General features: G+C 68.3%; 23 protein-coding genes, 1 tRNA gene and 2 pseudogenes. 22 read left to right on the top strand and 4 right to left on the bottom strand.

The annotated features are described in order from the left end of the window. Positions 1–276 precede the first annotated feature (276 nt). The 8 genes and pseudogenes from LGR54_RS15690 (at position 277) to LGR54_RS15660 (ending at position 6,901) form a co-directional block, all read left to right on the top strand. Positions 277–501: a twin-arginine translocase TatA/TatE family subunit gene (locus LGR54_RS15690; protein ID WP_230362934.1), complete on the top strand. Its 225-nt coding sequence runs from the start codon at positions 277–279 to the stop codon at positions 499–501. A 215-nt stretch (positions 502–716) separates the two neighbouring features. Then, on the top strand, positions 717–1,499 hold the full coding sequence (gene tatB, locus LGR54_RS15685; protein WP_230362933.1) for a Sec-independent protein translocase protein TatB: 783 nt from the start codon (positions 717–719) through the stop codon (positions 1,497–1,499). Positions 1,500–1,501: 2 nt separating this feature from the next. Continuing rightward, positions 1,502–2,293 carry a twin-arginine translocase subunit TatC gene (tatC, locus tag LGR54_RS15680; RefSeq protein ID WP_230362932.1) on the top strand — a complete coding sequence of 264 codons (792 nt, stop codon included), beginning with the start codon at positions 1,502–1,504 and terminating at the stop codon, positions 2,291–2,293. Between the two features lie 126 nt (positions 2,294–2,419). Beyond that, a pseudogene (locus LGR54_RS26055) lies at positions 2,420–2,752 on the top strand (serine--tRNA ligase); the annotation flags it as partial. Positions 2,753–2,878: 126 nt separating this feature from the next. Then, positions 2,879–3,880, top strand: a pseudogene (gene serS, locus LGR54_RS15675) (serine--tRNA ligase); the annotation flags it as partial. A 117-nt stretch (positions 3,881–3,997) separates the two neighbouring features. Further along, positions 3,998–4,762 (top strand): 5'/3'-nucleotidase SurE, encoded by a 765-nt coding sequence (gene surE / locus LGR54_RS15670; RefSeq protein WP_230362930.1) that lies wholly within the window; start codon positions 3,998–4,000, stop codon positions 4,760–4,762. A 14-nt stretch (positions 4,763–4,776) separates the two neighbouring features. After that, complete coding sequence (locus LGR54_RS15665; RefSeq protein WP_230362929.1) at positions 4,777–5,442, top strand: protein-L-isoaspartate(D-aspartate) O-methyltransferase; 666 nt, start codon at positions 4,777–4,779, stop codon at positions 5,440–5,442. 181 nt (positions 5,443–5,623) lie between these two features. Continuing rightward, positions 5,624–6,901, top strand: a complete 1,278-nt coding sequence (locus tag LGR54_RS15660; protein ID WP_230362928.1) for a M23 family metallopeptidase — start codon at positions 5,624–5,626, stop codon at positions 6,899–6,901. A 110-nt stretch (positions 6,902–7,011) separates the two neighbouring features. On the opposite strand, the gene LGR54_RS15655 is transcribed toward LGR54_RS15660, so the two are convergent. Continuing rightward, a complete protein-coding gene (locus LGR54_RS15655; protein ID WP_230362927.1) occupies positions 7,012–7,893 on the bottom strand; it encodes an ATP-binding protein in 882 nt (293 codons plus the stop codon). Between the two features lie 197 nt (positions 7,894–8,090). On the opposite strand from LGR54_RS15655, the gene yajC reads away from it, so the two are divergent. The 5 genes from yajC (at position 8,091) to LGR54_RS15630 (ending at position 12,558) form a co-directional block, all read left to right on the top strand. Then, positions 8,091–8,432, top strand: coding sequence for a preprotein translocase subunit YajC (gene yajC / locus LGR54_RS15650; protein WP_230362926.1), 342 nt, complete (start codon positions 8,091–8,093; stop codon positions 8,430–8,432). Between the two features lie 151 nt (positions 8,433–8,583). After that, positions 8,584–10,182: a protein translocase subunit SecD gene (gene secD, locus LGR54_RS15645; protein ID WP_230362925.1), complete on the top strand. Its 1,599-nt coding sequence runs from the start codon at positions 8,584–8,586 to the stop codon at positions 10,180–10,182. Between the two features lie 17 nt (positions 10,183–10,199). After that, a complete protein-coding gene (gene secF, locus LGR54_RS15640) occupies positions 10,200–11,186 on the top strand; it encodes a protein translocase subunit SecF (protein ID WP_230362924.1) in 987 nt (328 codons plus the stop codon). A 107-nt stretch (positions 11,187–11,293) separates the two neighbouring features. Beyond that, entirely contained in the window at positions 11,294–11,671 is a 378-nt protein-coding gene (locus tag LGR54_RS15635) for an Mth938-like domain-containing protein (protein ID WP_230362923.1), read from the top strand. A gap of 11 nt (positions 11,672–11,682) precedes the next feature. Then, complete coding sequence (locus LGR54_RS15630; protein ID WP_230362922.1) at positions 11,683–12,558, top strand: phytoene/squalene synthase family protein; 876 nt, start codon at positions 11,683–11,685, stop codon at positions 12,556–12,558. A 33-nt stretch (positions 12,559–12,591) separates the two neighbouring features. Here the strand turns inward: LGR54_RS15630 and LGR54_RS15625 are convergent, their stop codons facing one another. Then, entirely contained in the window at positions 12,592–14,028 is a 1,437-nt protein-coding gene (locus tag LGR54_RS15625) for a mannose-1-phosphate guanylyltransferase/mannose-6-phosphate isomerase (protein WP_230362921.1), read from the bottom strand. Positions 14,029–14,221: 193 nt separating this feature from the next. Here LGR54_RS15625 and LGR54_RS15620 point away from each other — a divergent pair, with 193 nt between their 5' ends. The 3 genes from LGR54_RS15620 (at position 14,222) to LGR54_RS15610 (ending at position 15,944) form a co-directional block, all read left to right on the top strand. Continuing rightward, entirely contained in the window at positions 14,222–15,355 is a 1,134-nt protein-coding gene (locus LGR54_RS15620; RefSeq protein WP_230362920.1) for an AI-2E family transporter, read from the top strand. A gap of 126 nt (positions 15,356–15,481) precedes the next feature. After that, a tRNA-Asp gene (locus tag LGR54_RS15615) sits at positions 15,482–15,558 on the top strand. A gap of 176 nt (positions 15,559–15,734) precedes the next feature. Further along, the gene (locus LGR54_RS15610) at positions 15,735–15,944 is read left to right on the top strand and encodes a hypothetical protein (protein WP_230362919.1); all 210 of its coding nucleotides are present in this window, start codon (positions 15,735–15,737) and stop codon (positions 15,942–15,944) included. 68 nt (positions 15,945–16,012) lie between these two features. On the opposite strand, the gene LGR54_RS15605 is transcribed toward LGR54_RS15610, so the two are convergent. Next, positions 16,013–16,972 (bottom strand): LysR family transcriptional regulator, encoded by a 960-nt coding sequence (locus tag LGR54_RS15605; RefSeq protein WP_230362918.1) that lies wholly within the window; start codon positions 16,970–16,972, stop codon positions 16,013–16,015. A gap of 132 nt (positions 16,973–17,104) precedes the next feature. On the opposite strand from LGR54_RS15605, the gene LGR54_RS15600 reads away from it, so the two are divergent. From LGR54_RS15600 to rhmD, 4 genes are all read left to right on the top strand, one after another. Next, positions 17,105–17,950 (top strand): fumarylacetoacetate hydrolase family protein, encoded by an 846-nt coding sequence (locus tag LGR54_RS15600; RefSeq protein ID WP_230362917.1) that lies wholly within the window; start codon positions 17,105–17,107, stop codon positions 17,948–17,950. Positions 17,951–17,963: 13 nt separating this feature from the next. Continuing rightward, positions 17,964–18,716 (top strand): SDR family NAD(P)-dependent oxidoreductase, encoded by a 753-nt coding sequence (locus tag LGR54_RS15595; protein ID WP_230362916.1) that lies wholly within the window; start codon positions 17,964–17,966, stop codon positions 18,714–18,716. A 108-nt stretch (positions 18,717–18,824) separates the two neighbouring features. After that, complete coding sequence (locus LGR54_RS15590) at positions 18,825–20,147, top strand: MFS transporter (RefSeq protein WP_230362915.1); 1,323 nt, start codon at positions 18,825–18,827, stop codon at positions 20,145–20,147. 63 nt (positions 20,148–20,210) lie between these two features. After that, positions 20,211–21,398: an L-rhamnonate dehydratase gene (gene rhmD / locus LGR54_RS15585; protein WP_214006461.1), complete on the top strand. Its 1,188-nt coding sequence runs from the start codon at positions 20,211–20,213 to the stop codon at positions 21,396–21,398. A gap of 61 nt (positions 21,399–21,459) precedes the next feature. Here the strand turns inward: rhmD and LGR54_RS15580 are convergent, their stop codons facing one another. Next, the gene (locus LGR54_RS15580; RefSeq protein ID WP_230362914.1) at positions 21,460–22,968 is read right to left on the bottom strand and encodes an acetyl-CoA hydrolase/transferase family protein; all 1,509 of its coding nucleotides are present in this window, start codon (positions 22,966–22,968) and stop codon (positions 21,460–21,462) included. Between the two features lie 282 nt (positions 22,969–23,250). Between LGR54_RS15580 and LGR54_RS15575 the strand changes: the two genes are divergently transcribed. After that, positions 23,251–24,288, top strand: a complete 1,038-nt coding sequence (locus LGR54_RS15575) for a L,D-transpeptidase (protein WP_230362913.1) — start codon at positions 23,251–23,253, stop codon at positions 24,286–24,288. Positions 24,289–24,302: 14 nt separating this feature from the next. Further along, the gene (gene mepA / locus LGR54_RS15570) at positions 24,303–25,217 is read left to right on the top strand and encodes a penicillin-insensitive murein endopeptidase (RefSeq protein ID WP_230362912.1); all 915 of its coding nucleotides are present in this window, start codon (positions 24,303–24,305) and stop codon (positions 25,215–25,217) included. Positions 25,218–25,294: the final 77 nt, after the last annotated feature.

Genomic DNA, 25,294 nt, shown 5'->3' with positions numbered 1-25,294 from the left:
ACGGCTGTGGCTGCGGCCTCGCCCCGGACGCATCTCACCGATGCCGTGGTCCTTGTTTTCGCCGCCGCCGGACCTTAGATCACCTTGGGTAGGGTGACCGGCGTGACACGACGCGCTCGATGCCCATCACGTGAGCAGGGACTGCGCGAAAAAGCTGTTCCCACTTTTCGACGCGATGCTCTAGTGTCCGGCCTCAGTTGCGACGCGCGCGCCAAGAGTTCCAGCCGCTTGAGGCAGGCGTTTCGGGCAGGCGTTTCGGTCCAGGGAGTTTCTGATATGGGTTCGTTGAGCATCTGGCATTGGATCATCGTGCTGGTTGTCGTGCTGCTCCTCTTCGGGCGCGGCAAGCTGTCCGAGCTGATGGGCGATGCCGCCAAGGGCATCAAGGCGTTCAAGAAGGGCATGGCCGACGACGACGAGACGCCGTCGAAGCCGGCCGAGCCGGTGCGGTCGCTCGACCACCAGAACAACGTCGAGGCCGAGCGCAGCAAGGTCGGCTGACCGACGGGGCGGCTTTCCGGCCTGTCGGCCGGAGAGAGCCCGCCCGTCGCGGCCGGAGCCGTTACCGATGCGCCGGATTTTCGGATCGCGAGCGCTTCGGCACGGACAGGGCGTCGGCGGACGGGCTATCGGCATACCTGCCACGGGCGTAAAGGCCGTGGATCGCACACCATCGGATCGGGGAGGGCAGCCATCGCGCTGCCCCGGCATCTTTCATGTTTGATATCGGCTGGTCCGAAATGCTGGTGATCGGCGTGGTTGCGCTGGTCGTGATCGGGCCCAAGGAATTGCCCGGGGTGATCCGCAATGTCGGACGCATGGTGGGCAAGCTGCGCCGCATGGCCGGCGAGTTCCAGGGTACCTTCCAGGAAGCGCTGCGCGAGGCTGATCTCGCGGATGTGAAGAAGACGCTGTCCGGCCTCGCCGACGACACGCAGAACAGCCTGTCCAGCGTGCGCGACAGCGTGGCGGCGTCGATCCCCACCAACCCGCTGCACGACATCGAGCAGCAGCTGAAGGACGCCGCGACGCCGGTGGAGCGCAAGGATCTGCCGGCACCGGCCGATCCGACGGCCCCGCCACCGGCGGCGCCGGAGGCGACCGAGCTGGAGCCGAACGCTTTCGAGAGCATCGAGACCGAGGTGCGCAGCGCCACCGAGGCCATCGCCGAGGCTGCGCCGGCACCTGTCGTCGCGGCGGGCGAGACCGTGCCGCCGGCCGCGCCGTCCGCCGACAAGGTCGTGGCGGTACCGGAGGTTTCGGAACCGGAGATTTCGGAGGCGGTCGCCGATCTCGACCGCCCGTCGGTGGCGCCGGAGGCCAAGCCCGTCACCGTCGCGCCGAACGCCGAGACCGAGGTTGCCGAGGCGGTGGCCGACCTCGACCATCCGCCGGCGACAGCCGATAGCAAGATCTCCGAGACCAAGATTTCCGAGACCAAGACCGCCGCATCCGCGCCGCCGGCCGGCGAAGACGCCTCCAAGGCGAAGGGCGCCTAAGCATGAGCCAGGACGATATCGACGCTTCCAAGGCTCCGCTGATCGAGCACCTGATCGAGCTGCGGGCGCGGCTGATCAAATCGCTGATCGCCTTCTTCATCGCCTTCTTCGCCTGCTTCATGCTCGGCAAGGCGATCTACAACATCCTGCTGTGGCCCTACGAGTTCGCCGCCGGCGGCTCGCAGAACGTCAAGCTGATCTACACGGCGCCGCAGGAATTCCTGTTCACCCAGATCAAGCTCGGCATGTTCGGGGCGGCGTTCATCTCCTTCCCCGTGGTGGCGACGCAGATCTACATGTTCGTCGCGCCAGGGCTCTACAAGCATGAGCGCGGCGCCTTCCGGCCCTATCTGATCGCCACGCCGATCTGCTTCCTCATCGGCGCCGCCTTCGTCTATTTCGTCGCGATGCCGCTGGCGATGAGCTACTTCATCTCCATGCAGCAGGCGGCGGGGCCGGGCTCGGCGGAAATCTCGCTGCTGCCGCAGGTCAGCGAATATCTGTCGCTGATCATGACGCTGATCTTCGCCTTCGGGATCTGCTTCCAGCTGCCGGTGGTCCTCACCCTGCTGGCGCAGATCGGCGTGGTGACCTCCGACCAGCTGAAGAAGTTCCGCCGCTATGCCATCGTCGGCGTGTTCATCGCCGCCGCGGTGCTGACGCCGCCCGACGTGGTGAGCCAGTTCTCGCTCGCGATCCCGACCCTGCTGCTCTACGAGGTCTCGGTGTTCCTGGTGCGCATCGTCGAGAAGCGGCGCGCGGCGGCTGAGGCAGCGCGGGACGAGGCGGCCTGATCCCGGCAGGGGTCAGGTAAAGCCGGCTTTTCGCGGCGTCAGGCTTGTCGCGCTCCACCGCATTGGAGTAGGTCGAGGGCGTTCCGGCACGGGCCGGCGAACGTCAGACGCGAGAGCGAGACTTCCATGCACGACATCAAGTGGATCCGCGAGGAGCCCGAGGGGCTCATCGACGCATTGGTACGGCGCGGCACGCCGGAGCCCGAGGCGCGGTCTCTGGTGGGGTCTCTAGTTTCGCTTGACGATGAACGCCGAAACTTGATCGCGAACGTTCAGGCTTGGCAAGAAAAGAGAAATTCGCTTTCGAAGCAGATCGGCGCGGCCAAGGCCGCAAAGGACGAGGCTCTTGCCGCCGAGTTGTTGAGCCAAGTGTCCCGGCTCAAAAGTGACATTACCGGTGCCGGAGAGACGGTTATTGGCGATATCGAAAAGAGGTTGAACGACACGCTCGCCGCCATCCCCAACGCGCCGCTGGCCGAGGTGCCGTTCGGCAAGGACGAGCACGACAACGTGCCGTTCGAGCCCGCCCCGCACGCGGAGATCGAAGGCTCGGCGCTCGCCATGCCGGCGATCCGCAATTACGGGTTCGCGCCGAAGCAGCATTTCGAGATCGGCGAGGCGCTGGGCTGGATGGACTTCGAGGCGGCCACCAAGCTGTCCGGCGCCCGCTTCGTGGTGCTGAAGAGCCAGCTGGCGCGGCTGGAGCGCGCCATCGGGCAGTTCTTCATCGACACCCACACCGAACAGCACGGCTATACCGAGGTGGCGCCGCCGGTGCTCGTCAAGGACGAGGCGATGTTCGGCACCGCGCAGCTGCCGAAGTTCCGGGATGATCAGTTCGCCGCCGGTCCGCTCATGTCCGATGACGACAAGTGGGACCATGTGAGAGCCGCCCTGCAGGAAGTCCGGCCCGACCTCCAGCAGCCCAAGGAGGCGCGGGTGGTCGCGTCGGACGTCGATATGATCGAGCCCCATGATCGCCTCTGGCTCATCCCCACCGCCGAGGTGCCGCTGACCAATCTGGTGGCGCAGTCGATCCTTGCCGAGGATGAGCTGCCGCTGCGCTTCACTGCGCTCACCAACTGCTTCCGCGCCGAGGCCGGGGCGGCGGGGCGCGACACGCGCGGCATGATCCGCCAGCACCAGTTCAACAAGGTCGAGATGGTGGCGATCACCGCGCCGGAGAAGTCGCTGGAGGAGCAGGAGCGCATGCTTGCCTGCGCCCAGGCGGTGCTGAAGAAGCTCGGCCTGCATCACCGGGTCGTCACGCTCTGCACCGGCGACATGGGCTTTGCCTCGGCGCGCACCTTCGACATCGAGGTGTGGCTGCCGGGCCAGAACGCCTATCGCGAGATTTCCTCGGTCTCGACCTGCTCCGACTTCCAGGCGCGGCGGATGAACGCCCGCTACCGGCCGAAGGACAGCAAGGGCCCGCGCTTCGTCCACACGCTCAACGGCTCGGGTGTGGCGGTGGGGCGTGCCATGGTGGCGATCCTCGAGACCTACCAGAACGAGGACGGCTCGGTGACCGTTCCCGACGCGCTGGTGCCCTATATGGGCGGGCGCACCCGCATCGCGGCGAACTGATCGGCACCGATCAGGCGCTCCGCGTCATCGCGGAGCCTGCCGTCAGGTGATATCGGGAAGGGGAGGCCGATTCCGTCGGCCATCCCGTTTCCCGCCGTGACGACGAATGGACAGTCCATGCGCATCCTCGTGACCAATGATGACGGCATCCACGCTCCCGGGCTCGATGCCTGCGCGCGGATCGCCCGCGCCCTCTCCGACGACGTGTGGGTGGTGGCGCCGGAATTCGACCAGTCCGGCGTGTCGCATTCGCTGTCGCTCTCCGATCCGTTGCGGCTGCGGCAGGTGGAAGAGAAGCGCTACGCGGTGAAGGGCACGCCGACCGACTGCGTGATCATGGCGGTCCGGCATATCCTCAAGGACGCCAAGCCCGATCTGGTGCTGTCCGGTGTCAATCGCGGCCAGAACGTCGCCGAGGATGTCGGCTATTCCGGCACCGTGGCCGGCGCCATGGAAGGCACGGTGCTCGGCATCCCCTCCATCGCGCTCTCCCAGGCCTATGGGCTGGCGACGCGCCACGCCCCCTCCTATGCGGCGGCCGAGCATCACGGGCCGGCGGTGATCCGCAAGCTGCTGGCGGAAGGGATACCGCCCGGCCTGCTGATCAACGTCAACTTCCCCAACCGGCCGCCGGAAGAGGTCGCCGGCGTGCGGGTCACGGCGCAGGGCAAGCGCAACCAGGAGCTGCTGCGCATCGACGAGCGCGCCGACGGGCGCGGCAACCCGTATTTCTGGATCGCCTTCGAGCGGCGGGTGTTCGAGACGGTGAACGGTTCCGACCTGCACGCGCTCGACCAGGGCTGCATCTCGGTGACGCCGCTGCGGCTCGACATGACCGACGAGCCGATGATGACGCGCCTCGCGCAGCTGTTCCACGGCTGAGCTATAATCCGACGATGACGGACCACGGCGACATCGGCGAGAAGGAGGCGACGGCACGGGCGGCGCTGCTGCTCTCGCTGCGCCAGCGCGGCCTGCGCGACCGCAACATCCTGCGCGCCATGGAGCAGGTGCCGCGTCAGTTGTTCATCGCCCCGGCCTTCCGCCACCTCGCCTGGAGCGACCAGGCGCTGCCGATCGAATGCGGGCAGAGCATCAGCCAGCCCTCGCTGGTGGCGCGGATGACCGAGGCGCTGGATCCCGGCCCGCAGCACCGCGTGCTGGAGATCGGTACCGGCAGCGGCTACCAGGCGGCGGTGCTCGCTCATCTCGCCGGGCGGGTGGTCACGCTGGAGCGCTTCCGTACGCTGGCCGCCGAGGCGCGGGCGCGGCTGAAGGCGCTGGGGCTGACCAATGTCGACGTGGTGGTCGAGGATGGGCGCTACGGCTATCTCGCCGCCTCGCCCTATGACCGCATCATGATCACCGCGGCGGTGCGCGAGGTGCCGCCCGCGCTGCTCGCCCAGCTCAACCATGGCGGGGTGCTGGTGGCGCCGCTCGGCGATCCCGACGGTACGCAGATATTGACGCGGATCGTCTCCACCCCCGAGGGGCTGGAGCGGCGCGAGCTCGGGCGGGTGCGTTTCGTGCCGCTGCTGCCCGGTGTAGCCGAGATTCTGTAGCGATTCCGCCATGCTTTCGCCGTTTCGTGCATCGCGGTGTGAGCGGACTTAAGCCGATGTTTACCTATACGAGCCTTTAATCGCACCTGTGTTTGGCGTGCGGGTGATGGGTGCGATGCGCGGGTGTACGATGCGTGATTCCTTGCGTAATTCCTGGTCGACTCCGGGTTCCCGGTCGCTGGTGAGGCTGTCCCTCGTGGCGCTGCTCGGCGGAACCGCGGCGGGGTGCAGCTCGGATATCGGCCGCTTCCAGAATCCCAACCAGAGCCCGTTCGCGGCGCAGCAGGCGCCGGCTTATACCGGTTCGGTCGCCTCGGCGCCGACCGGCCAGGTGCAGTCGGCCCCGATGTCGGCGCCCTCCTACGGCGCACCGCAGCCGGTCGCTTCCGCCGCTCCCTATGGCGCGCCGCAGCAGACCGCCCAGCCGAGCTACGGGGCTCCCCAGGCCCAACCCCAGACCTATGGCGCCGCGCCGTCCTACGGAGCGCCGCAGCAACTGGCGAGCGTCACCCCCGCCCAGCAGCCGCTCTATGGCAGCTACCCGGCGCCGCAGGCCGCCGCGCCGGTGCGCCAGCTGGCGCCGGTCGCCGCCGCTCCCGCTCCGGTGCTGCACGCCCCCGCCGCCGTGGCGAAGCCGTCCATGGCCGCCGCCGGCGCTGCCCATGTCGTCGCCTCCGGCGAGACGCTGAATTCGCTGTCGCGCCGCTACAATGTGCCGGTGTCACAGATCGCCGCCGCCAACGGCCTCGATACCAGCTCGCAGGTGCGCATCGGCCAGAGCGTGGTGATCCCCGGCGCCAGCGCCGCGACGCTGGCGGCCAAGCCCGCCGCCGTCGCTCCCGCGCCGGTCGCCGCCGCCAAGCCGGTGATGACCATGCCGGCGGCCACCGCCCCGGTGACGGCCGCCGCTACGCCGGTCCTGGCCGCGCCGACCCCCGTCGTCGCCACCAAGCCGACCGCTGCCACCAAGCCGGCCGCCGTCGCGGCGGCGCCGGTCGCCGCGCCCGTCGAGACGAAGGCGCAGACGATAGCCGCCGTGAAGCCTTCCGAGCCTGTGGAGGACGAGCGCACCGCCAGCGGCGTGCAGTTCCGCTGGCCGGTGCGCGGGCGCATCATCTCGGGCTACGGACCCAAGCCGGGCGGCCAGACCAATGAGGGCATCAACGTCTCGGTGCCGGAAGGCACCTCGGTGAAGGCCGCCGAGGACGGCGTCGTCGCCTATGCCGGCAGCGAGCTGAAGGGCTACGGCAACCTCGTGCTGGTCAAGCATTCCGACGGCTGGGTCACCGCCTACGCCCACAACAGCTCGCTCGACGTGAAGAAGGGCGACACGGTGAAGCGCGGCCAGGTGATCGCCAAGGCCGGCCAGACCGGCAACGTCAACTCGCCGCAGGTGCATTTCGAGATCCGCCGGGGCTCGCAGGCGGTCGACCCGTCGCAGTATCTCGCGGGGCTCTGAAACTCGCGGGGCTTTCGCGCCCCGCCCATCGGTTCCGCCGGTCCTTCCGAACCCGGCAACCTCGCAACCGCGCCCCGCCGCAAGGCAGGGCGCGGTTTTGTTTGTGCGCCTCAGCCCTCGTTGAGCGCCACGCCGAGGCGGCCGGCGAGATCCTGCACATATTGCCAGGCGGTACGGCCGGAGCGGGCGCCGCGCGTGGTCGACCATTCCAGCGACTCGCGGCGCAGCGTCTCCTCGTCGACCGGCAGCTTGAACCGGGCGGCGTAGCCGTTCACCATCGCCAGATAGTCGTCCTGCGAGCATTTGTGGAAGCCGAGCCACAGGCCGAAGCGGTCCGACAGCGAGACTTTCTCCTCCACCGCCTCGCCGGGATTGATGGCGGTCGAGCGTTCGTTCTCCATCATGTCACGCGGCAGCAGGTGCCGGCGGTTGGAGGTGGCGTAGAAGATGACGTTCTCCGGCCGGCCCTCGATGCCGCCCTCCAGCACCGCCTTCAGCGACTTGTAGGAGGTGTCGTCGTGATCGAAGGACAGGTCGTCGCAGAACACGATGAAGCGGAACGGCGCCGGGCGCATCAGGCTCATCAGCGCCGGCAGCGTCTCGATGTCCTCGCGGTGGATCTCGATCAGCTTCAGCGGCGGCAGCCCGTCGGCGGCGAGGTCGGCGTTGATCTCGGCATGGGCGGCCTTGACCAGCGAGCTCTTGCCCATGCCGCGCGCGCCCCACAGAAGCGCGTTGTTGGCCGGCAGGCCGCGGGCGAAGCGGCTGGTGTTGTCAACCAGCTGGTCGCGGGTGCGGTCGATGCCCTTCAGGAGTTCCATCGCCACGCGGCTGACGCGCGGCACCGGCTCCAGCCGGCGGCCCTCGGCGTGCCAGACATAGGCGTCGGCCACGGTGAGGTCGATGGCGGCGGCGGCCGGCGGGGCAAGGCGGTCGAGCGCATCGGCGATGCGCGCGAGAACGGCTCCGAGATCGTCCGAGACTTGGGTCATGATGAGGCTCCTTGGCGGAGCCGGAATAGCCATCCCCGGGCGGCGACACAAGCACAACCGTAACGCCGGTTACGCTATTTCGCAGACGTGACGTGACGGAGCGCTGACGGCGTTTGCATTCGGCAGGCGCGTCAGTATAGTCCGCGCCGCTTCGCCGGGCCTGTTGCCCGCCATGTTTTCGACGGACAAGGAACACCATGTTCATTACGCCCGCTTATGCTCAGGTGCCCGGTGTCGGTGGCGGTACCGACATGCTGATGTCGCTGCTGCCGTTCGTGCTGATCTTCGTGATCATGTATTTCCTCATCCTGCGCCCGCAGCAGAAGAAGGTGAAGGCCCACCAGGAACTGGTGAAGGGCATCCGCCGCGGCGACACCGTGGTGACCTCCGGCGGCCTCGTCGGCAAGGTGGCGCGCGTGGTCGACGACAACGAGATCGAGCTGCTGGTCGGCGAAGGCGTGAAGATCCGCCAGCTGCGCGGCATGATCTCGGAAGTGCGCGCCAAGGGCGAGCCGGCCAAGGAGGACGGCGCCTCCTGAGGCGCCGCCTCGCCGCGAAGGTCACGAGCTTTCGCGGCGAGACCATGCTCCCGACGGTAGGATCGGTAGCGTTTTATCGCGGTCGGGCGCGCCAGCCCGACCGGCAGGGGCTTCAGCGGCGCGCTTGAAGCGGGCGGCCGGAAAGAACGACATGCTCTACTTTTCCAAATGGAAGGCGCTGGCGATCGTGGTCATTTCCGCGATCATCTGCCTCATGGCGGTGCCCAGCCTGTTGTCGCCGTCCGCCTATGAGAAGCTGCCCGGCTTCCTGCAGCGCAAGATCGTGCTCGGCCTCGATCTGCAGGGCGGCTCCTACATCGTGCTCGAAGTGCAGCAGAACGACGTGCGCCAAATGCGGCTCACCCAGCTGCGCGACGATTCCCGCCGGCTGCTGCGCGACGCCAAGATCGGCTTCAGCACTGTCGCCATCCAGGGCGACGCGGTGATCGTGCGGCTGCGCGACTCCAACGATTCCGCCGCCGCGCTGACCAAGCTGCGCGAACTCGCCCAGCCGATCGGCGGGGTGGTGGCCGGCGCCGGCCAGCTCGACACCGACGTGTCGCAGGACGGCGACGCCATCCGCATCGCGCCCTCGGCCGCCGGCCTGCAGGCGCGCACCATCCAGGCGGTGTCGCAGTCCATCGAGATCATCCGCAAGCGTATCGACCAGCTCGGCACCACCGAGCCGTCGATCCAGCGCCAGGGCGCCGACCGCATCCAGGTGCAGGTGCCCGGCCTGCAGGATCCCTCGCGCCTGAAGGCACTGCTGGGCCAGACCGCGCAGCTGACCTTCCGCCTCGTCGACACCTCGGTGAACCCGCAGCAGGCGCTGCAGGGCCGTCCGCCGGCCGGCACGCAGGTGCTCACCTCGCAGGACAACCCGCCGCAGCCCTATGTCATCGAGGACCGCGTGCTGGTCGCCGGCGAGGACCTGACCGACGCGCAGCCGAGCTTCGACCCGCAGACCCGCGAGCCGGTGGTGACCTTCCGCTTCAACACCAACGGCGCCCGCCGCTTCGCCGAGGCGACGCAGCAGAATGTCGGCAAGCCCTTCGCCATCATCCTCGACAACCACGTGATCTCCGCACCGGTGATCCGCGAGCCGATCCTCGGCGGCTCCGGCCAGATCAGCGGCAGCTTCACCGTGCAGCAGGCCAACGACCTCGCCATCCTGCTGCGCGCCGGCGCGCTGCCGGTGCCGCTGCAGGTGGTGGAGGAGCGCACGGTCGGCCCCGGCCTCGGCGCCGATTCGATCCGCTCCGGCGTGATCGCCTCTGTCGTCGGCGCGATCGCGGTCGCCCTGTTCATGATCGCCACCTACGGCCTGTTCGGCGTGATCGCCGTGGTGGCGGTGGCGATCAATGTCGGCATGATCTTCGGCGTGCTCGCCATGCTGGGGGCGACGCTCACCTTGCCGGGCATCGCCGGCGTGGTGCTCACCGTCGGCATCGCGGTCGATTCCAACGTGCTGATCTATGAGCGCATCCGCGAAGAGGCGAGGGCGGGCCGCTCGGCGATCTCCGCCATCGATGCCGGCTTCTCGCGCGCGCTGGCGACCATCCTCGATTCGAACATCACCACCTTCATCGCGGCGGCGGTGCTGTTCTATATCGGTTCCGGCCCGGTGCGCGGCTTCGCCATCACCTTCGGCATCGGCATCATCACCACCGTGTTCACCGCCTTCACGCTGACCCGCCTGATGGCGGCTGTCTGGGTGCGCTGGAAGCGTCCCCAGCGCGTGCCGATCTGAGAAAGGCGACAGCCCAAATGCGTCTGCTCCGCATCGTCCCGGACGATACCAAATTCGACTTCATGCGCTTCCGGCGCATCAGCTTCCCGATCTCGGCGCTGCTGTCGATCGTCGCGCTGGTCGCGTTCCTGACCGTCGGGCTGAATTTCGGCATCGACTTCAAGGGCGGCACCCTGCTCGAGGTGCGCTACCCCAACAACACGCTGAACATCGCCGATGTGCGCTCCAAGCTCGAATCGCTGGAGCTCGGCGAGGTGCAGATTCAGGAGGTCGGGGGCGACGGCGAGGTGCTGATCCGCGTCGCCCAGCAGCCGGGCGGCGAACAGGCCCAGCAGGCGGTGGCCGGCAAGGTGCGTGCCGCGCTCGGCGATGCGGTCGAGTACCGCCGCGTCGAGGTGGTCGGCCCGCGCGTGTCGCAGGAGCTGCTCAGCTACGGCATCGTCGGCCTGATCGCCGCGGTGTTCTGCATCCTGGTCTATCTGTGGTTCCGCTTCGAGTGGCAGTTCGCGCTCGGCGCCTCGATCGCCAACTTCCACGACATCGTGCTGACCATCGGGTTCATGGCGATCTTCCAGATCGACTTCGACCTGACCAGTGTGGCGGCGCTGCTGACCATTCTCGGCTACTCGCTGAACGACACCATCGTCATCTATGACCGCATCCGCGAAATGCTGCGGCGCTACAAGAAGATGCCGATCGACGAATTGCTGAACCAGTCGATCAACTCGACGCTGTCGCGCTCGGTGATCACCCATGTGACGGTCACGCTGGCGCTGCTGTCGCTGGTGCTGTTCGGCGGGCGGGCGATCCATTCCTTCTCGGTGACGATGATGTTCGGCGTGGTGCTGGTCGGCACCTACACCTCGATCTTCATCGCCTCGCCGCTGCTGATCTATCTCGGCGTCACCACCCGCACCATGGCGGAGAAGGATGCCGAGGCGAAGGCCGCCAAGGCCGAGGGCAAGCCGGCAGGCAAGCCCGAAGGCAAGCCGGCGCGCTCGTGACCTGACCCGGGCGGCGCGCCGGGAACGGCGCTTCGCTCGCGGTGCCGCGAACTCCGGGCTCCGACTGTCGGGCCCACAATATCGAGCCCACATATCGAGGCGACCATATGGCCACGCCCGTCGCCCATCTGCCCCGTCAGGTGCCCATAGACGGCTATGGCGCCGGCTTCTTCCATTTCGCCGGCATGGCCTCGGAGGGCTCGATCCTCGCCTTGCCGAGCGGCATCCATGCCTGGCCGATCGCGACGGTGGGCCAGATCGACGTTGCCGCGCTGGCACCAGTGCTCGCCGAAAGCGCCGCCATCGACATGCTGATCCTCGGCACCGGCACGGAACTCTGGGTGGTGCCGGACGCGCTGCGCTGGCGGTTGCGCGATGTCGGCATCGGCATCGACGCCATGCCGACACGGGCGGCGGCCTCGACCTATAATGTGCTGCTGGACGAGGGCCGCCCGGTGGCGGCGGCCCTGCTGGCGCTGCGCTGAGGGCCGCCGAGGTGGACGCGCCGGATGCCAATATCGGCTATTGCACGCAGCTGGTGCGCGAGCTCGATCGTGACCGCTACGTCGCCAATTTGTTCGCGCCGGAGGCGGCGCGCGGGGCGCTGATGGCGTTGCACGCCTTCAATATCGAGGTGTCGCGCATCCGCGAGGCGATCACCAATCCGCTCGCCGGCGAGGTGCGGCTGCAATGGTGGAGCGACGCGCTGATCGGCGATGCCCGCGGCGACGTGAAGGCCAATCCGGTGGCGGCGGCGCTGATCGACACCATCAACCGGCACAGCCTGCCGCGCCCCACCTTCTTCGCGCTGATCGACGCCCGTATCTTCGACCTCTATGACGACCCGATGCCGACGGTGAACGATCTCGAGGGCTACGCCGGCGAGACCTCCTCGGCGCTGATCCGGCTGGGCACGCTGATCCTCACCGGCGCCGCGCCGGGCGGGGGTGGCGAGCGGGCGCTCGCCGATGCCGCCGGCCATGCCGGGGTCGCCTATGCGGTGACCGGGCTGCTGCGCGCCTTTCCCCACCATGCGCGGCGCGGACAGTGCTACGTGCCGCAGGACCTCCTGAAGTCGCATGGCGTCGGGCGCGAGGCGGCGGTGTCGGGGCAGGCGACGCCGGGGTTGATCGCGGCACTGGCCGACCTGCGCAACCTGGCACGGCGGCACTACGAGCAGGCGATGGCCGCGCTGGCCGGCGTCGAGCCGGCCAATTACCCGGCCTTCCTGCCGCTGGCGCTGGTGCCGGGCGACCTCGCCCGCATGGCGCGGGCGCACGACCCGTTCACCCGGGTGCCGGCCGTCTCGGTGCCCGGGCGCATCTGGCGGCTGTGGCGCGCCTCCCGCGGCTTCGGCAACGGCGTCCGCTAGGGAAGACGGTTCTTTCCGGCGGAGAGAGGCCGTTCAGGCGCGGTTATAGGCGTCCTCCAGGCGGACGATGTCGTCCTCGCCGAGATAGGCGCCGGTCTGCACCTCGATCAGCTCCAGCGGGATCTCGCCGGGATTGGCCAGCCGGTGCACGCCGCCTTGCGGCAGATAGGTCGATTCGTTCTCGCGCACTTCGAAGACGCGTCCGTCCAGCGTCACCTCGGCGGTGCCCTTCACCACGATCCAGTGCTCGGCGCGGTGATGGTGCTTCTGCAGCGACAGCCGCCCGCCCGGCTCGACGACGATCTTCTTCACCAGGAAGCGCTCGCCGCGACAGATGGTCTGGTAGGTGCCCCATGGGCGATGCGCCTTGAGGTGCTCGCTGGCGGCGTTATGGCGCTCGCTCTTGAGCTGGGCGACCAGGCCCTTGACGTCCTGGGCGCGGTCGATCGGCATCACCAGCACCGCATCCTCGGTGGCGACCACCGAGAGGTTGTCGAGCCCGATGCCGGCGATGAGCGGTCCGTCCGAATGGAGATAGGAATTGCGCGAATCGAGCAGGGTCACCGGGCCGCGGGTGGCGTTGCCGGCCGCGTCGCCCTCCGCTAGCTCGTGCAGCGCGTCCCACGAGCCGACATCCGACCAGCGGAAGCGGCCCTCCACCACGGCGGCGCGCCTCGTGTGCTCCATCACCGCATAGTCGATCGACTTGGCGGGGGCGTCGGCGAAGGCGCGGGCATCGAGCTTGATGAAGCCGAGATCCTCGCCGGCGGTCTCCACCGCCTCGGTCACGGCGGCGACCATGCTCGGCTCGAAGCGGGTCGCCTCCTCGATCAACACCGCGGCCGGGAAGCAGAAATTGCCGGAGTTCCACAGATAGCCCTCCGCAAGGTAGCGGGTGGCGGTGGCAAGGTCCGGCTTCTCGACGAAGGCGGCCACCGTCCGGGCACCGCCGGCCCCGGCTTGGGTGCCTATTTGGGCGCCGGGGCGGATATAGCCATAGGCGGTCGACGGCTCGGTGGGGGCGATGCCAAAGGTGACGATCCGGCCTTGCGCCGCCGCCTGCGCCCCGGCGCGGCAGGCATCGAGGAAGAGCGGCTCGTCGAGAACCACATGGTCCGAGGCGAGCGCCAGCACCAGGCAGCCCTCGCCGTGCAGGCGCTGGGCGATGAGGGCGGCGGCGAGCAGGGCCGGACCGGAATCGCGGCGCATCGGCTCCAGCGCCACCGTGACATCCATGCCGATCTCGGCGGCCTGGCGGCGGGCGAAGAAGCGGAAATCCTCATGGGTGAGGACGAGAGGGGCGGCAAACAGCGCGCGGTCGGACACCCGCATCAGCGTCTGCTGGTAGAGGGTGTGCGAGCCGGTGAGCACCTGGAACTGCTTGGGCAGGCTGTCGCGCGAGACCGGCCACAGCCGCGTGCCGCTGCCGCCTGCCAGGATCACGGGGACGATCGGAGACGGGCCCCGCATGCAAAGAGTGCTCCGACAGTGACGAGGCCGGCTCGGGTGGGCGGCCTCCCGCCGGGAGACGCTGCGGCACCATGCCGGATTTCCGTTCGGCGGCCAAGCCGTGGTGCCGCCACCCCGGCCGCGCCGGTCGGAACCGGGCCACCGGCCGCGCGTTGTCCGCAACGGGCAGGGGCGGTGAGAAAGGCGGGGCGCGGTGAACATCCAGCGGGGCACGGTCGTCGAGGAGGCCGGGCAGGCGGCGCGCATCGGCGTGCATGACACGACGGTGCCGACGCGGAGCGGGCGGGGGGACCTGCTGTGGCTGCGCCTGTCCCAGCTCGCGGCGATCACGCTGGCGGTGCTCGCGCTGGCGGGTGTGCTGGTGGTGGCGCGGGCGGTGCTCATTCCCATCGTCGCGGCGGTGATCATCGGCAGCGTCATCGGTCCGTTCATCGAGGCGCTGGCGCGGCGCGGCATTCCCTCGCCGGTGACCGCGGTGCTGATCGTGATCGTCATGGTGGCGACGTTCTACGGTGCGGCGACGGCGCTCGCCGGCCCGCTGGCCGAATGGATCGAGCGGATGCCGGAGATCAGCGAGACGCTGCGCGAGCGCTTCGCGGCGCTGCGGCCGGCGGTGCAGCGCATGCTGTTCTTCGTCGAATCCCTCGAATCGATCGGCAGTGCGGCCGAGCGGCCGATGACGGTGAGCATTTCCGATTCGCGGGTGCTGGAGAGCGCCATCGGCCTGGTGACGCCGGCGCTCGGCGCGTTCATCCTGTTCGTCGGCTCGCTGCTGTTCTTCCTCGCCGGGCGGATCCAGATCAAGCGCAAGGTGGTGCGGGCGATCGGCCCGCGCGCCGGGCGGCTGACCGCGTTGCGGGTATTCCGCGAGATCGAGGCGCGGCTGGGCACCTATCTGGTCACCGCCACCTTCATCAATGCCGGGCTCGGGGTGGCGACCGGGCTGCTGGCTTGGGCGCTGGGCTTGCCGACGCCGGTAATGTGGGGCGTGCTCGCCGGGGTTTTGAACTATATTCCCTATGTCGGCCCGGCGATCATGACGCTGGTGCTGGCGCTGGTCGGCCTCGTCAGCTTTCCCGGCCCGTTCGAGGGATTGCTGCCGGCGGGGCTGTTCGTGGTGCTCACCTCGATCGAGGGGCAGCTGCTGACGCCGCTGATCGTCGGGCGGCGGGTGGCGCTCAACCCGTTCGCGGTGTTTCTCTCCATGGCGCTGTGGACCTGGCTGTGGGGCCCGATCGGTACCTTCCTGTCGGTGCCATTGCTGATCGCCGCCATGGCGCTGGTCGATGCGTTGCTGGCGACGCGGCGGCCGCAGCTGCCCGGCTGAAGGCCTTCGTGGGGAGCTGTCCACAGGCCGCGGGGAAGGGCGCCGACAAGGGCGCTTGACACCCCAACGCCGCTGCCTTAACACCCGCCTCACTCGACGGGCGGTCCACACAGCGACCCGGTCGTTGGGGGTGTAGCTCAGTTGGTTAGAGCGCCGGCCTGTCACGCCGGAGGTCGCGGGTTCGAGCCCCGTCACTCCCGCCATTCAAGCACAATCCCTTGATCGATGATTTACCGCCGTAGCGACAGGCTCGCGAAGCCTAGCGATTATATCGGCCTGCGTCGGGTCCGGAAATGACCTCGCGGCTTCGCCCCGATCCTCTCCGGCTTGTGTGTACTTTCGCGGATATCGCCCCGGCAATCCGTGGTAGTTTCCAACCATGAGCACAAACATCGAAGCCAGAGCACGGGCGCTATGTGCGGCGGATCTGCGGCCCAGCGTGGCGGCCGGCGATCTTGAGGTGGCGGTCGACCGGCTGTGGCCGGTGGTGGCGCGTGAGATCCAGGGCGATGTCATGGATAGGGATGCCATCAAGGAACCGCGGGACATCGCCGTGCGGGTCGTCGAGTACCAGCGGCTGCGCCGCTGACGGTCGACGCCGACAAGGCGCGGGCAGGGGCCGCCTTTCCGTTGAGGGGAGCATAAGCGTTCCCCGCGCTAGAGCCCGGCGAGCAGTTCCTGTCGCTCGCGGGCGACGATCTCGTGCAGCACGTCGATGAAATCGGCGACATTGGCCGAGGGCGTCTCGCCGCGCCGGGTGATGATGCCGAGCGGGCCGAGCTGGTTCGGCAGCGTGATCGGGAGCCGCCGGAAGGTGTCGCGCCCCACGCCCTCCATCAGGATCGACTTCGGCAGGCAGGCGATCATGCCGGCCTCGCGCACCAGATGCAGGGTGGCGAAGATCGAGGTGGTCTCGACGAGATTGTTGAGGGTGCCGACCCCGGCCTCGACGAAGGCCTGATCGATCAGCTGCCGCATCGGGCTGGTCTTCTGCTGCAGCACCCACGGCATGTGCGCGGTTTCGGCGAGGCTGAGCGCGGCGACGCCGGCGAGCGGGTGCTGCGCGGCGACGAAGATCCACAATTCCTCATGCGCCAGCGGTTCCAGCTCGAAGGCGAGCGCGTTGCTCGGATCGGTGAAGCGGCCGAGCGCCATGGAAATCTCGTTGCGCTCCAGCGCGTCGAGCAGGATGTCCGAGGTGGCGGCGAGCAACTGGATGGTCATCAGCGGCCGCCGACGCTTCAATTCGGCGATCGCCTTGGGCAGCAGGCCGGGCGTGGTCGCCATGATGGCGCCGATCGACAGCGCGCCGAAGCCGCCGGCCTTCAGATTGTCCAGCCCGTCGGCGAAGCTGTCGGCCTCGCGCAGGGTGCGCGCGGCGTAGTCGGCGACGAAGGCGCCGATCTCGGTCGGCAGCATGGCGCGCGGGGTGCGCTCGAACAACCGTACGCCGAGCAGCGCCTCGGCGTCCTGCAGGATCTTCGAGGCCGCCGGCTGCGTCATGTTCATCTCGGCGGCGACGCGATGGAGGTTGCCGCCGCGCGCCAGCAGGTCGACGAGCCGCAAGTGGCGGAAGCGCAGCCGGGTCGCCAGCGCGGCGAAGGAGGAGGACACCATCTGTCGATAACCTAATGGAATTGGTCAAGTCGAAGATTTCATTATCAAGTTATCACGGCAGCCGCTACGGAATCCGCCCCAAGAAGGTCCTCCAGCCCAAGGCTGGCGAAACTCAGGGAAGGAGCGTTCGGGATGAAGCTTGTCCGTTACGGTCAACCGGGGGCGGAGCGTCCCGCCATCCTCGATGCGCAGGGCGTGCTGCGCGATCTCTCCGGCATCGTGCCCGATATCGGCGGCGCGACGCTGCTGCCGGAAGGCCTCGCCAAGATCGCCGCGCTCGACCTGTCGACGCTGCCGGCGGTGGACGGCAATCCCCGCATCGGCGCCTGCGTCGGGCAGGTGGGCAAGTTCATCTGTGTCGGCCTGAACTACACCGACCACGCCGCCGAATCCGGCATGGCGATCCCCGACGAGCCGGTGCTGTTCATGAAGACCACCAGCAGCATCGTCGGCCCCAATGACGACGTCGAGATCCCCCGCGGCTCGGAAAAGACCGACTGGGAGGTCGAGCTCGGCATCGTCATCGGCAAGACCGCGAAATACGTGTCGAAGGAAGACGCCTACGACCACGTCGCCGGCTATTGCGTGATCAACGACGTCTCCGAGCGCCACTTCCAGCTCGAGCGTGGCGGCCAGTGGGACAAGGGCAAGGGCTGCGACACCTTCGGCCCGATCGGCCCGTGGCTGGTGACCACCGACGAGATCACCGACCCGCACGTGCTCGACATGTGGCTGGAAGTCGACGGCAAGCGCTACCAGAACGGCTCGACCCGCACGATGATCTTCGATGTGCCGACCATCGTGTCCTACATCAGCCAGTTCATGAGCCTGCAGCCGGGCGACATCATCTCCACCGGCACCCCGCCGGGCGTCGGCCTCGGCCAGAAGCCGCCGGTCTATCTCAAGGCCGGCCAGACCATGCGCCTCGCCATTTCCGGCCTCGGCGAGCAGCAGCAGACCACCGTTCCGGCGGCGTGAAGGATTTAGGCACATGAACAAGCTCGACCTCACCGGCCGCGTCGCCATCATCACCGGCGGCGCCCGCGGCATCGGCTACGCCACCGCCGAGCGCATGCTCGCCTCCGGCGCCTCCGTCGCGCTGTGGGACATCGACGCCGCCCGCCTCGACGAGGCCGCGGCAGTGCTGGGCACGCTCGGCAAGGTGTCCACCCATGTCGTCGAACTGACCGACGAGGCCTCCGTCACCGCCGCCACCGAGGCGACGGCCGCCGCGCACGGCAAGATCGACATCCTCGTCAACAATGCCGGCATCACCGGCGGCAACGGCAAGCTGTGGGAGCTCGACACCGAGACCTGGCGCCGGGTGATCGACGTCAACCTCGTCGGGCCGTTCCTGACCTGCAAGGCGGTGGTGCCGCACATCATCAAGAACGGCTGGGGGCGCATCGTCAACGTCGCCTCCATCGCCGGCAAGGAAGGCAACCCGAACGCCTCGCACTATTCGGCGTCGAAGGCCGGGCTGATCGGGCTGACCAAGTCGCTCGGCAAGGAACTGGCGACCTCGAACATCCTCGTCAACGCCATCACCCCGGCGGCGGCGAAGACCGAGATCTTCAACCAGATGAAGCAGGAACACATCGACTTCATGCTGTCGAAGATCCCGATGAACCGCTTCCTGGCGGTCGACGAGGCGGCGGCGCTGATCTCGTGGCTGTCCTCCGAGGACTGCGCCTTCTCTACCGGCTCGGTGTTCGACATCTCCGGCGGTCGCGCCGTCTACTGAGGCGTCGCCGGGCAACCGGCGACCCTTCCAAAAACAAGAAGATCGCGGCGCCGGCTCGCCCCGGACGCAATGGCGGCATGTGTCCAGCTAACAAGGGAGGGCGCCCGCATGGTCGCGCAGACACCGGCTCTACTTTCGACCATCAGCAAGGTCACCAAGCGGCTGCTGCCGTTCCTGCTGCTGATGTACATCCTGGCCTTCCTCGACCGCGCCAATGTGGGCTTCGCCAAGGCGGCCTTCCAGGCCGATACCGGCATCTCCAACGCGGCCTTCGCCTTCGGCGCCTCGATCTTCTTCCTGGGCTACGCCCTGTTCGAGGTGCCCTCCAACCTCATCATGCACCGCGTCGGCGCCAAGATCTGGATGGCCCGCATCATGGTGACCTGGGGCCTGATCTCGGCGGCGATGATGTTCGCCCATAACGAGACCACCTTCTACATCCTGCGCGTGCTGCTCGGCATCGCCGAGGCCGGCTTCTTCCCCGGCGTGATCCTGTATCTCACCTACTGGTTCCCGTCCTTCGCGCGCGGCCGGGCCATGGGCCTGTTCTATTTCGGCGCCCCGCTTGCCTTCATCTTCGGCTCGCCGCTCTCCGGCCTGCTGCTGGAGTTCCAGGGCATTGGCGGCCTGCATGGCTGGCAGTGGATGTTCCTCGTCGAGGGCCTGCTCGCCTCCGTGGTCGGCGTCTGGGCGTATTTCTACCTCGACAACAAGCCGGCCGATGCCAAGTGGCTGACGGCGCAGGAGAAGACCGTTCTTCAGGACGCGCTCAGCGCCGAAGACACGGTGAAGCAGTCGCACGGTCCGCGCGGCACCCTCGCGGCCCTGAAGAGCGGGCGCGTGCTCTACTTCTCGCTGATCTACTTCATCATCCAGATGAGCGTGTACGGCGTGGTGTTCTACCTGCCGACCCAGGTCGCCGGCCTGCTCGGAACCAAGGTCGGCCTGATGGTCGGCATCGTCACCGCCATTCCGTGGGTGTGCGCGATGATCGCCACCTACTACCTGCCGCGCCTCTCCGACCAGACCGGCGAGCGGCGCCTGTTCGCCGGTGGCATCCTTGTCGTCTGCGCTGCCGGCATCGCCGCCTCGGTGGCCTCGGGCTCGCCGCTGCTGTCGATGATCGCGCTGTGCTTCGCCGCGGCCGGCTTCATCTCGGTGCAGCCGATCTTCTGGACCCTGCCGACGGGCTATCTCGGCGGCGTCGCGGCGGCCGGCGGCATCGCGCTGATCAACTCGCTCGGCTCGCTCGGCGGCTTCGTGGCGCCGAACGTGAAGAACTGGGCGGAAGCCACCTTCGAGTCGGGTTCGGCCGGCCTCTATCTGCTGGCTGGCACCACGCTGATCGGCGCCATCCTCGTCTTTGCGCTGGCCGCCATCGGCGTCGGCCGCGAGGCGCGCACGACCACCGCTCCGGCGTCCAGCCGCTGATTTCTTCTCCGCGGCGGTCGTCAGGGCCGCCGCGGCTTCCTTCTACCGGGAGCTCGACACATCATGTCCATGCCGACCATCACAGCCGTCCGGGCCTTCACCGTCCGCGGCGGCGGCGCGGATTATCACGACCAGCAGGGCTATCACTGGATCGACGACCACATCGGCACGCCGATGGGCAAGTATCCAGAGTATCGCGAGAGCCGCCGCAGCTTCGGCATCAACGTGCTCGGCACGCTGGTGGTGGAGATCGAGGCCTCCGACGGCACGGTCGGCTTCGCGGTGACCACCGCCGGCGAGATCGGCGCCTTCATCGTCGAGAAGCACCTGTCGCGCTTCCTGATCGGCCGGCAGGTCACCGAGATCGAGAAGATCTGGGACCAGATGTATTTCTCGACCCAGTATTACGGCCGCAAGGGCGTGGTGCTGAACACCATCTCCGGCGTCGACCTCGCGCTGTGGGACCTTCTTGCCAAGGTGCGCAAGGAACCCGTCCACGCGCTGCTCGGCGGCCCGGTGCGCGACGAATTGCAGTTCTACGCCACCGGCGCGCGGCCGGACCTCGCCAAGCAGATGGGCTTCATCGGCGGCAAGCTGCCGCTGCACCATGTGCCGGCCGAGGGCGAGGAGGGGCTCAAGAAGAACATCGAGCTGCTCGCCGACATGCGCTCGCGCTGCGGCGACGATTTCTGGCTGATGTATGACTGCTGGATGAGCCTCGACCTCAACTACGCGACCAAGCTCGCCCACAAGGCCCACGAATACGGCCTGAAGTGGATCGAGGAGGCTCTGTCGCCGGACGACTACTGGGGCTATGCCGAGCTGCGCAAGAACGTGCCGAAGGGCATGCTGGTCACCACTGGCGAGCACGAGGCCACCCGCTGGGGCTTCAAGCTGCTCTTGGAGATGGGCTGCTGCGACATCATCCAGCCGGATGTCGGCTGGTGCGGCGGCGTGACCGAGCTGATCAAGATCTCGGCGCTGGCCGACGCCCATTCGGCGCTGGTCGTGCCGCATGGCTCCTCGGTCTACAGCTACCACTTCGTCATCACCCGCCAGAACTCGCCCTTCGCCGAGTTCCTGATGATGCATCCGGTGCCGGACCAGGTGGTGCCGATGTTCACCCCGCTGCTGCTCGACGAGCCGGTGCCGGTGAACGGCCGCATGAAGGCGAGCGCGCTCGACAAGCCGGGCTTCGGCGTGCGGCTGAACCCCGAGGTGAAGCTGCACCGTCCCTATATCAACGGCTGAGGAACCCGATCCTCGGTCGCGACTGTGGCCCGCCTCTCCCTGGAGGCGGGCCATTTTTCGTTCAGGCGGTCACGTCGGCAGAGGCCGGCATGCGGCCGGTCTCGCGCAGCGCGACGTGCCAGGACAGCGCCTCCTCGATGACGTGTGGCGTGTGGCCGCCGCGCGCCAGCGCCCGGCGATGGTAGTCGGCCAGCGGCTCGCGATAGGAGGGATGGACGCAATTGGCGAGGATCGCCCGCGCCCGCTCGCGCGGGGCGAGGCCGCGCAGGTCGGCGAGGCCGATCTCGGTAACGAGCACGTCGACATCGTGCTCGTTGTGGTCGACATGGCTGACCATCGGCACCACCGAGGAGATGGCGCCGCCCTTGGCGATCGATTTGGTGACGAACACCGACATGTAGCCGTTGCGGGCGAAGTCACCCGAGCCGCCGATACCGTTCATCATGTGGGTGCCGCCGACATGGGTGGAGTTGACGTTGCCGTAGATGTCGAACTCCAGCGCGGTGTTGATGCCGATGATGCCGAGCCGGCGCACCACTTCGGGGTGGTTGCTGATCTCCTGCGGGCGCAGGATCAGCCGCGGCTTGTAGTGCGGCAGCTTCGGCAGCACCTCGCGGTACTTGGCCGCCGACAGGGTGATGGAGGAGCCGGAGGCGAAATCGAGCTTGCCGGCGTCGAACAGGTCGAAGGTCGAGTCCTGTAGCACCTCGGAATACATGGTGAGGTTGTGGAACGGCGTCTCGATGAAGCCGTGCAGCACGGCGTTGGCGATGGTGCCGATGCCGGCCTGCAACGGCTGGAGCCGGTTGGTCAGCCGGCCCTTCCTGACCTCGTTGAGGAAGAATTCGGTGAGATGGCCGGAAATGGCAGCGGTCTCGGCGTCCGGCGGCAGCACGGTCGACGAGCTGTCGAGCTTTTCGGTGAAGACGATGGCGGCGATCTTGGCCGGATCGACCGGGATGAAGGGCAGGCCGACGCGGCTCTGCGGCGCCACCACCGGGATCGGCTCGCGGTGCGGCCGGTGGGTGGGGATATAGATGTCGTGCAGCCCCTCCAGCGTCACCGGCTGGGAGAGGTTGATCTCGACGATCACCTTCTCGGCGAGGATGGCGAAGCTCGCCGAATTGCCGACCGAGGTGGTCGGCACGATGCCGCCCTGCTCGGTGATCGCCACCGCCTCGATCACCGCGACGTCGACCGGGCCGAGCTGGCGGGTGCGCAGCATCTCCACCGTCTCGGACAAATGCTGGTCGACGAACATCACCTCGCCGGCATTGATCGACTTGCGCAGCGCCGGATCGGACTGGAAGGGGATGCGACGGGAGAGCGCGTGCGCCTCGGCCAGCGTCTTGTCGAGGTCGTTGCCGAGCGAGGCTCCGGTGATCAGCGTGATCTTCAAGGGCTCGGTGCGGGCGCGCTCGGCGAGCGCCATCGGCACCGCCTTGGCCTCGCCGGCGCGGGTGAAGCCGCTCATGCCCACCGTCATGCCGTCCCTGATCAGCTGCGCGGCTTGTTCGGCGCTGGTCACCTTGTCCGCCAATGGGGCGTAGCGCAGGCGGTCCTCGTGCATGGCGTCATTCCTCCCGGTCTCGTTCGCCGGCATCCGCGGTCCGGGGGCGAGCTTCGGCAGGAGAGGCACGCGGGACGCCGCAGGCGGCGCGGCATGTTTCGCCGCCGCGTGCGCCCGGCGCCAGTTCGACCTTCGGCCGGGTATGAGCGGAGCGCATGGCGCCGGGACCCGGCGAGGGCGGAAGCACTAACGTAAACGAGACATTAATCGTTGTCGTTCAGTATGTTGGCCTCTCGTCGCCTGGGGATTATCCTTAACAGGGCCGAAGAAGGGGATTCGCTCATGACGAATGGCTGGGCGCGCTCGACATTGAGCCGGCGCCATCTCATCGGCTTGTTCGGCCTTGCCGCCCTGTTGCCGCTGCGTCCGTCGGCCGCTAGCGCGCAGGGCGCCGACCCCGGCGACGCCGCGACGAGCGACCTGACCTCGGTCGCCGACATGAAGCCCGGCCAGTATGCGTGGCATCCCGAGCGGGCGCCCGAGGGCTTCGTCGCCATCATCGTCTCGCTGCCGGACCAGCGCTGCTACGTGTATCGCAACGGCGTGCGCATCGGCGTCTCCACCTGCTCGACCGGCCGCGCCGGCCACGAGACGCCGGTAGGGGTGTTCACCATCCTGCAGAAGGATGTCGACCACCATTCCTCGCTCTATGACGACGCGCCGATGCCCTATGCCGAGCGGCTGACCTGGTCGGGCGTGGCGCTGCATGCCGGCGGGTTGCCCGGCTACCCGTCCTCGCATGGCTGCGTGCACCTGCCGATGGCGTTCTCCAAGCTGCTGTTCAGCGTCACCCATTTCGGCACGCCGGTGATCATTGCCGACGCGCATTCGCAGCCGGCCGACGTGCTGCATCCCGGCCTGGTGCTGCCGGCCGACGCGACCACCGCGATAAAGACCGAGGCGCCGAAGGACGACAGCCCGGCCGCGGTCGCGGCTGCCGCGCAGATGGCGGCGGAGAACGCCGTCTCCATGGTGGTGAGCGGCGCCGACAAGCAGCTGACCGTGCTGAAGAACGGCGCGGTGGCGCTCACCGCGCCGGTGACCATCCGCGATCCCAATACGCCGCTCGGCAATGTCGTCTATGTGCTGAAGAAGGTGGCGGGCGACGTCGCCTGGACGGCGCTCGGCTTCGAGGGCAACGGCGCCGGGGCCGGCAAGGTGGCCGCCGCCATCGACCGCATCACCGTGGCGCCGCAGGCCAACCAGCAACTCGCCCAGCTTTTGGTGCCGGGCTCGACGCTGTTCGTGACCGATCTGTCGGCGGATGCCTCGACGCGGACCGACAAGGGCTTCGTCGTGATGTCGCAGGCGATGAGCTGAGCGGGGAGGCCGGAATGCGCCGTCTGCTTTCGGTTCTCGCGCTCGCCGGGCTGGCGCTTACCGGCGCTCCCGGCGCGTCGCATGCGCAGGAGGACGCGCCGGCCCCGGCCGCAAAACCCGCTGCCGCCGGCGCCGCGCCGGCCAAGGTGTTGTTCGGCGCGGTGAAGCAGCCGGCCTCCGCGCTGGCGCCGCGTGCCATCGGCTTCTATTCGCGCGGCTGCCTCGCCGGGGGCGAGGCGCTGCCGGTCACCGGGCCGACCTGGCAGGCGATGCGGCTGTCGCGCAACCGCAACTGGGGCCATCCCGACCTCATCGCCTTCCTGGAGCGGCTGTCCGCCCAGGCGCCCAAGGTCGGCTGGTCCGGCCTGCTCGTCGGCGACATGGCGCAGCCGCGCGGCGGACCGATGGCGACCGGCCATGCCTCGCACCAGATCGGTCTCGACGCTGACATCTGGCTGACCCCGATGCCGAAGAAGGTCTTCACCGCCAAGGAGCGCGAGGACGTGTCGGCGACGATGATCGTGCGGCCGGACCGGCTCGACGTCGACACCCAGGTGTGGACGCCGGCACATGTCGCCATCATCCGCACCGCGGCGCAGGACGACCGGGTGGAGCGGGTGCTGGTCAACGCGGCGATCAAGAAGGCACTGTGCCGCGACGCGCGCGGCGACCGCTCCTGGCTGCAGAAGGTGCGGCCCTATTGGGGGCACGACTACCACATGCATGTGCGCATCTCCTGCCCGGCCGGGAGCCCGGATTGCCGGCCGCAGGACGCGGTGGTGCCGGGCGACGGCTGCGACAAGCTCGACTGGTGGTTCTCCGACGGCGTGCTGCATCCCAAGCCGCCGAAAGTGCCGCCCAAGCCGGCGCCGCCGGTGACGCTCGCCGACCTGCCGCCGTCCTGCGCGGCGGTGCTGAAGGCGCAGTAGGCCGTAGCGTTCCGCGACCAGCGCCAGATCCAATAGGCTGAAGTCTGTTCCCGTCGCGAAAGCCTTTCAGCCTTCGC

This window comes from Ancylobacter sp. Lp-2, assembly GCF_020523795.1.
Lineage (GTDB): Bacteria > Pseudomonadota > Alphaproteobacteria > Rhizobiales > Xanthobacteraceae > Ancylobacter.
Note: the sequence above shows the minus strand (reverse complement) of the source record. Positions and strands in the feature narration are given on the sequence as shown.